The following is a 6,274-nucleotide window of genomic DNA, read 5'->3' as shown; positions in this document are numbered from 1 at the left end:
TACCTGAGCGCTGCGCGCTCAGGACCGAACGGCCTCGCTGCGCTGGCCGGGGCCCTTCGGCTCTAGGCTCTGCGCTTCGCTCCGAGCGCGTGGCCGGCCTTCGGCCGGGGTCCTGCGCTTGCTCCGGGCTCGCTCTGGCTGCGCTGCGCTCCACCAGAGCGAGCCTGCTCCGCAGGCCCAGAGACTCCCACGCTCCGCGCGGGAGGTGACCCCGTTTCACGGAGTCCGGGCCTACGGCCCGTTGAACGGGGTCCGCTCCGCTCCCCCACCCCAGGGCCCTTCCGGCTCCGCCTCCAGGACCAAGGCCTGCTCCGCAGGCCAGGCGGGCAGCAGGGACTACCCGCGCCTGGGTTCCCGTACCACCTTGCCGTCCTTCACGAAGAGCCTCACCCGCTGCTCGTTAAAATCCATCGTCACCATGCTGCCCTCAGGGACCACATGCACCGTGATCTCCGGAAACTCCGCCCGGATCTGTCGGCGGGCCTCCTCCTCCGACTTCCCTGTCAGCTCCGGCCACACACTCTTCGCCTCCATCAGCCCCTCCAAGGTGGTGATCGCTTCCGGCCTCACTCGACGCTACAGGCCACCGTCGCGTGGAGCTTGGGGCTCTCGTGTGCTTCCCGCAGAGGTGACCCCGTTTCACAAAGTCCCGGGTCTCCGGCCTGTTGGGCGGGTCCGCTCCGCTCCCCCGCCCTGAACCCCTTGCGGTGACCCCGTCGAAACAGGTCTCCAATAAGAATGCTTCAATCTGTCTCATAGCTAGACTCTGGGAAGATCATCCCGTACCGGGTCCACTGACCGACGACAGATCTGTCACCAGCCCCATGTCGAGCTCGTCAGCGCAGATGGCGAAGCTCACTCAGACCGTAGTCCGGTGGCAACCACCCATTCTTCCGCCGCTCGATGGTCTTCCGCGTATGAGGCGGCGGGTGCGGACAGCCCTCCATCCGATCAGGCTCGTACCTGACCCACGTGAGTCTGTAATGGGCGGTACACACAGGCCAGATCCCGACCCGGACGGCAGTACCCCGCCCACCGGCACATCGTCTTCCGGCAGCGCAGCCACCGCACACCACCACCCCGGCCAACGTAACGGCTCATCCCAATGAGACCGCCAGGAAAGGGGCCACAGGACTAAAAGCCGCGAACGGGAGACAACGACCGGTGGCCTGCGGTCCAAGCAGCACGCGCAGGCCCAGCTCATGCACCCCTGTCAGCCCGGTTTCTGACTGACCACCACTCCGATCAACGCGGGAGTGATCTGATCAGGGCATGACTGACGAGCACTGCGTGACGCGCCACCACATCGAACTGTGGAACGAACGGGTGCTGCCGGACGGATTGGCGCCCGTCAGCTTCGGCACCGTTCTCCGGGGATCCATGCTGCCCATCGTGGTCTGGACGGGAATCACCGCCTTCGTGTACTTCATCTACAACCCAGTCGTCGCCGCGGTCGAAGGAGGGCTCTTCCTCGCCTTCTTCCTGCTCGGCTTCACACTCCGAAGAAGATCCGGACACACCGCAAAGTGCAGCCTCTACGGCGCGACAGCCGGGGTACTCGACAAGTCGATGGCGGGGTTCTGAGACCGGACAACAACAGCCGCCCACGACCACTGACGCCGGCAACACCCCATAGACACCGCACCCCGTTGTCCAGCGACAACGCACACCGATGACACCGAACACACCGCATCAAAATGTCACCACCAGGAACACACCCGCCCCTGACCAGCAACAACGACTACCCGCCCGCGGTGACAACTACCGCAGCACCCCAGCGACAACCACCTGCGGTGTCGCAGGGGCGGGCCCCGGCGCGAAGCGCCTTCAAAGGGGCCCGGGAGCGAAGCGACCTAAGGGCAGCGCCTTTTGCCCGCCCGTGCCCGAAGGGCACATAGGGGGCGGGCCAGCCCGCAGGGCTGTCCATTAACCCCCGCAATTAGGCATACAAGAGGGGCGGCAACCTGCCGCCCCCTATTCGGCCGCCCGGCCCGCTCCTCACCGCTCCCACCCCGGGGCCACCCCGCCCGTCAGCACACCGGCCATGTCACCCCACCCACAACCGGCACTCGCGCACGTCGCCCAGCCACGGCTGCGCAGCACCACCCCGGCCCCGCACACCGGGCACGAGTGCTCCGGCACCGCAGGCCTGACCCCCAACCCGAAGCGCGCCGCGACCTCCGCCGCCGAGGAGCCGAAGCAGGACTGGGTGACGTCATCCAGCGTCGCCCCGGGGTCCTCCAGCACGGACAGGACCGCGCACACCGCCAGCGTCACCGCGCGGGACTCCGACACCGACAGCGCCAGGCCTTCCAGGACGAGTTCAGCGCCCCGGTGCACCGCCGCGAAGGCCCCGTCCAGGCCGTACGCGACCGCCTCAGGCTCGTCCACCGTGTACCCGAGCAGACCATCCCGCGAGACGGTCCAAGCCTCCTCAGCGTCCAGCTCAAGGTCCCGCACATCCAGCAGGTGACTACACGCCAGGCAGCCGAACAGGCGGTCCGGCTGAGCACGGTACGAGGAGGGGGCCTCGGCCGGGCACTGCGAGCAGGCACAGGCATGGTCATGGGGGCGGCCTTCCGTTCGGCTCTTCTGGGGCGTGTCCCAGGAGGCCGCGCGGTGCCGCGCTTTTTGGCCCGGTGCGCGCCGAAGGCGCAGGGCCCAAAACTTTTGCCGGATCAAGCGCCGAAGGCGCCCGGCAAAAGCGGTCCGCGTCAGCGGACCGAAATTGCCGGTGAACGCGCCAAAGGCGCCCGGCAATTTCGCCCGCAGGGCCCGCCAGGGCCCGAAGGGCGGCACGCGGCACCGTGTGGCACCCTGGGCCACGCCCCAGAAGCAAAGGCCTGTGCCGGTCTTCAAGGCCCCTGCTGCGCCCCCGTCGCACCTCGCCAGCACCGCGGGATCGGCTGTGTACTACTGGTCACCCGGCGCCGCAGTCGGTCCGGCCCCGAACCCTGGTACGTCCTGCGCCATGACGTCCAGGCGCAGCCGCTTGAACCGCACCGGGTGCCGGAAGACGCCGCCCCGGTCCACCGCCCGGTCGACGCTGACCTCCGCCACCAGATCCGGGCGGACCAGCACCACGTCCAGGACGTCACGACTCCCCCACGCCGATGCGAACCGCACACCCTCCCACGGGTGCCCGAGGGCGGCCCCGGCCAGATGCTCGCCCACCTGCCGGGCCTGCTCCGGGCGCAGCGGTACCGTCCGGCCGACCGCGCGCAGGCGGCCCGCCGGGTCGTGACGGCCCAGGACGAGAAGCTGCGGGCGGGCGAGGGTGCCGGTGACGGCGCCGATGATCGCTTCGGTGGTGTCGCGGCGGCGGACCTTGGTCCAGCCGCGCGCCGAGGGCCGGTAGGGCTGGTTCATGCCCTTGACCACGACGCCTTCCACTCCGGACACATCCGTCCAGGACTCCAGCCACTCTCGCGCCTTGGCCAGGTCGGTGGTCATCGGGCACAGGGCCCACGGGGCCGTCAGGCCGTGGTCGGTGAACAGTTCCTCCAGGAGCGTCCTGCGCTCCCGGTACGGGCGGGCGAGGAGCTCCACCCCGTCCAGCTGCAACACGTCGAACGCCACGAAGTAGGCCGGCCACCTGGCGGCCAGGCCGGGGGCGCTGCGGCCCCGGGCCGCAGCCCGGCGCTGCAACCCCTCGAACGAGAGCCGGCCCGCCTCGGCGTCCCAGACGAGGAGTTCGCCATCGAGGACCAGGCCGCCCGGCAACTGCTGTTCCGCTGCGGCCACCAGGTCCGGGAAACGATCCTGCACCAGCGACCCGCGGCGCGTCTGCACCACCACCCGCCCACCCGGCATGGCCGGGGTGAAGAGGATCGCGCGGTGCCCGTCCAACTTCTGCTCATAGGCAGCCCCGCCCGCCAGCACTCCCGGGCCCGGCAGCGCCTCGGCAGCCTGCGCCAGCATCGGCTCAACCGGCGGGTACAGCGTCACTAGTGCCTCCCTCCTCGTCCTGTCTTCCAGAGTCCACCGGACCGGGTCCGCCCGGTCCGGCGGACGCCCGGGCGTCATCCATCCGCGGGGCGGGCGGGGCCGTCTGGCGAGCGGGGCCGCCTGCGTGCGGCACGGTGGCGGCATGCGCCGCTGGCCCCTCCCCCTGCTCCTATTGCCGTGGACCGGAAAGGTTCACAGCACTAATTAGTCCTCAGCCTCCTCGGACGCCCGCTGCGCACCGGTGAACTCCGGCCCCCAGAGCCAGCCGACAACTAGCTCCCGTCCCAAGTCCCCCGGATGCATGACCTGGGGGTCAGTGCAACGCTGGAAGTGGTGTACCGGAAACGGGCCCGCTGTCCGCGTCCCCTATGTGGGAGGCCGAAATGGCTACGACACCTCACGCTGGCTCTAGCACCAGAAACTGTGCCGAGATGAAGCGCCTGGCTCAGCTGAGCAGAAAAGAACTTGCGGTCGAGAGAAGAAAGCTTTCCGGACTCAGGCAGAAGCATGAAAAAGATCCAATAAAGGCGCAAAAGTTGAGGGATGAAATCAAAGCGCAGGAGAGCAAAATACAGGATGCCGAAAGTCAACTCGATATCCTTTTGGGTGACATTGCCGCCGGGTGTAGTGGCTAAGACCGTGTCCTACATGGTGAGGTTGAGGAAGCGTTTGTAGCAGCAGATGGCTGCGGCCAGGCCGAGAAAGGCCAGGTAGTTGCCGGGGTTCCGCTCATAGCGGTGGTTGAGCCGGCGGTAGCCGGTAAGCCAGGACATCGTCCGCTCGATCACCCACCGGCGGCGACCCAATCGTTCGCTGGACTCGATGCCCTTGCGGGCGATGCGGACCCCGATCCGCTTGCCCCAGAGCCATCGCCGCAGGTGGGGGATGTCGTAGGCCTTGTCCGCGTGGAGTCGTGTCGGCTTGGAATCGGCTGCGTGGGATTCGTGTCCCATGTGGAAATGAGACAGCATCGGCTTCAGCCCGAGGCTGTCGTGGGTGTTCGCCGCGGAGAGTCCGACGCGTAGGGGCAGTCCATCCGCGTCCGACAGGACGTGCATCTTGGAACCTGACTTGCCCCGGTCCACGGGACTCGGACCTGTGAGTTCGCCCCCGAGGCTGCTATATCAAGTCAAGCTGCTTGAGGGAGATCATCAGCGGTGATTCGCCGTGTGCGCTGGTCTCCGCGTTCGAGGAGCTTGAAGAGCTGTCGGCAGATGGCGCGCTTGAGGCAGCGTTGGGCGTCCCTCGCGGTCTTCCCCTCGCTGATTCGGCGGGCAACGTAGGCACGGGTGATCGGATCGAGACGGATGCGGATCAAGGTGATCGTATGGAGGGCCCGGTTGAGCTGTCGGTCTCCGCTGCGGTTGATCCTGTGCCGGTTGGTCAGGCCTGACGAAGCGGGGATTGGAGCGACGCCTGCGAAGGCCGCGAACGCTGCCTCTGACCGGAAGCGCCCGGCGTGCGACCAGCTGATCAAGATCTGAGCGGCACTGATGGGCCCGATGCCCTGCAGCGCGAGCAGTTCGGGAGCGACGGTGCGAACGAGCGCGAGGAGTTCCAGCTCGAGTTCCTTCGCTTCAGAACGCAGGGCTTCGATCCGCTGACCGGCACTTCGCAGTGCACGAACGGTCATACGGTGTTCGATGCTCTGGGTCGGCCGGTCCCGGAGCTTCGCGCAGTGAGCTACCTGGTCCTTGCTTTTCAAGCCTCGGAGTTCGACGCGGAGCTCGTCGGGCGCCGAGATGATCAGAGCCTTGAGCAGGTTGATCGCAGCCGTGCTGGCGAGGACGGCGCTCTGGCGGGTGGTGAGAAGGACGCGAAGCGCCTCGCGTTCACCGCGGCGTCGTGGGTGGATGAGGTGTTCGGTGGCCAGAGCCTCCCTGGCTGCGCGGACGGCGTCAAGCATGTCGGTCTTGCGTCCGCCCCGGATGACTGGACGCTTGGGCCGGCACACCTCGACGACGCTTTCGCCAGCCGCGTCCAGGAAGGCGGCAAGTCCGGCGCCGTATGAGCCTGTCCCTTCCAGAGCCCAGCAGCGGCGGCCGGGAACGTGCTGGTGGGCGAAGTCCAGCAGCAGCTGGTAACCCCGGGCGTTGGCCGGCGAATCGGTGCTGGCCAGGACGGCGCCGATGGGGCTGACGGCCGCGGCGGCAAGAGTGTCTCGGTGAGTATCGACGCCGATGACGCCGTCGACGTGTTCTGCGAGCATGGTCACGCGGTTGTTCTCCTTCGAGGGCTGGACGACCGTGGTCGACGCCGGCCTGGGTGGAGTCACCGCGTGGCAGAACTGTGATGAGTCACGTCGAGATGGCGGACAAGCTGCTGA

The 6,274-nt window shown here is 67.9% G+C and carries 6 protein-coding genes and 1 pseudogene; 2 read left to right on the top strand and 5 right to left on the bottom strand.

Annotated features, from left to right (window positions below):
* Window positions 1-336: 336 nt before the first annotated feature.
* Complete coding sequence (locus tag JIW86_RS40060; RefSeq protein WP_257559173.1) at window positions 337-534, bottom strand: serine protease inhibitor; 198 nt, start codon at window positions 532-534, stop codon at window positions 337-339.
* 738 nt (window positions 535-1,272) lie between these two features.
* On the opposite strand from JIW86_RS40060, the gene JIW86_RS40055 reads away from it, so the two are divergent.
* Window positions 1,273-1,584, top strand: coding sequence for a hypothetical protein (locus JIW86_RS40055; RefSeq protein WP_257559172.1), 312 nt, complete (start codon window positions 1,273-1,275; stop codon window positions 1,582-1,584).
* A gap of 414 nt (window positions 1,585-1,998) precedes the next feature.
* On the opposite strand, the gene JIW86_RS40050 is transcribed toward JIW86_RS40055, so the two are convergent.
* Together JIW86_RS40050 and JIW86_RS40045 are read right to left on the bottom strand one after the other, a co-directional pair.
* Window positions 1,999-2,460 (bottom strand): hypothetical protein, encoded by a 462-nt coding sequence (locus JIW86_RS40050; RefSeq protein ID WP_257559171.1) that lies wholly within the window; start codon window positions 2,458-2,460, stop codon window positions 1,999-2,001.
* 453 nt (window positions 2,461-2,913) lie between these two features.
* Window positions 2,914-3,918 carry an ATP-dependent DNA ligase gene (locus JIW86_RS40045; RefSeq protein ID WP_257559624.1) on the bottom strand — a complete coding sequence of 335 codons (1,005 nt, stop codon included), beginning with the start codon at window positions 3,916-3,918 and terminating at the stop codon, window positions 2,914-2,916.
* Between the two features lie 413 nt (window positions 3,919-4,331).
* Between JIW86_RS40045 and JIW86_RS40040 the strand changes: the two genes are divergently transcribed.
* On the top strand, window positions 4,332-4,583 hold the full coding sequence (locus tag JIW86_RS40040; RefSeq protein WP_257559170.1) for a hypothetical protein: 252 nt from the start codon (window positions 4,332-4,334) through the stop codon (window positions 4,581-4,583).
* A gap of 9 nt (window positions 4,584-4,592) precedes the next feature.
* On the opposite strand, the pseudogene JIW86_RS40035 reads toward JIW86_RS40040, so the two are convergent.
* Window positions 4,593-5,060 (bottom strand): annotated as a pseudogene (locus JIW86_RS40035) (IS5 family transposase); the annotation flags it as partial.
* A gap of 17 nt (window positions 5,061-5,077) precedes the next feature.
* Window positions 5,078-6,157: an IS110 family transposase gene (locus tag JIW86_RS40030; protein WP_257559180.1), complete on the bottom strand. Its 1,080-nt coding sequence runs from the start codon at window positions 6,155-6,157 to the stop codon at window positions 5,078-5,080.
* Window positions 6,158-6,274: the final 117 nt, after the last annotated feature.

It is taken from the genome of Streptomyces sp. NBC_00162 (assembly GCF_024611995.1).
Lineage (GTDB): Bacteria > Actinomycetota > Actinomycetes > Streptomycetales > Streptomycetaceae > Streptomyces.
The sequence above is the reverse complement of the archived record's forward strand: the minus strand, read 5'-3'. Positions and strand labels throughout refer to the sequence as shown.

Excerpts from the sequence above, each read along its gene's own strand:
- JIW86_RS40040 (WP_257559170.1), top strand. The coding sequence starts at position 4,332 with ATGGCTACGACACCTCACGCTGGCTCTAGCACCAGAAACTGTGCCGAG.
- JIW86_RS40060 (WP_257559173.1), bottom strand. The coding sequence starts at position 534 with ATGGAGGCGAAGAGTGTGTGGCCGGAGCTGACAGGGAAGTCGGAGGAG.
- JIW86_RS40055 (WP_257559172.1), top strand. The coding sequence starts at position 1,273 with ATGACTGACGAGCACTGCGTGACGCGCCACCACATCGAACTGTGGAAC.
- JIW86_RS40030 (WP_257559180.1), bottom strand. The coding sequence starts at position 6,157 with ATGCTCGCAGAACACGTCGACGGCGTCATCGGCGTCGATACTCACCGA.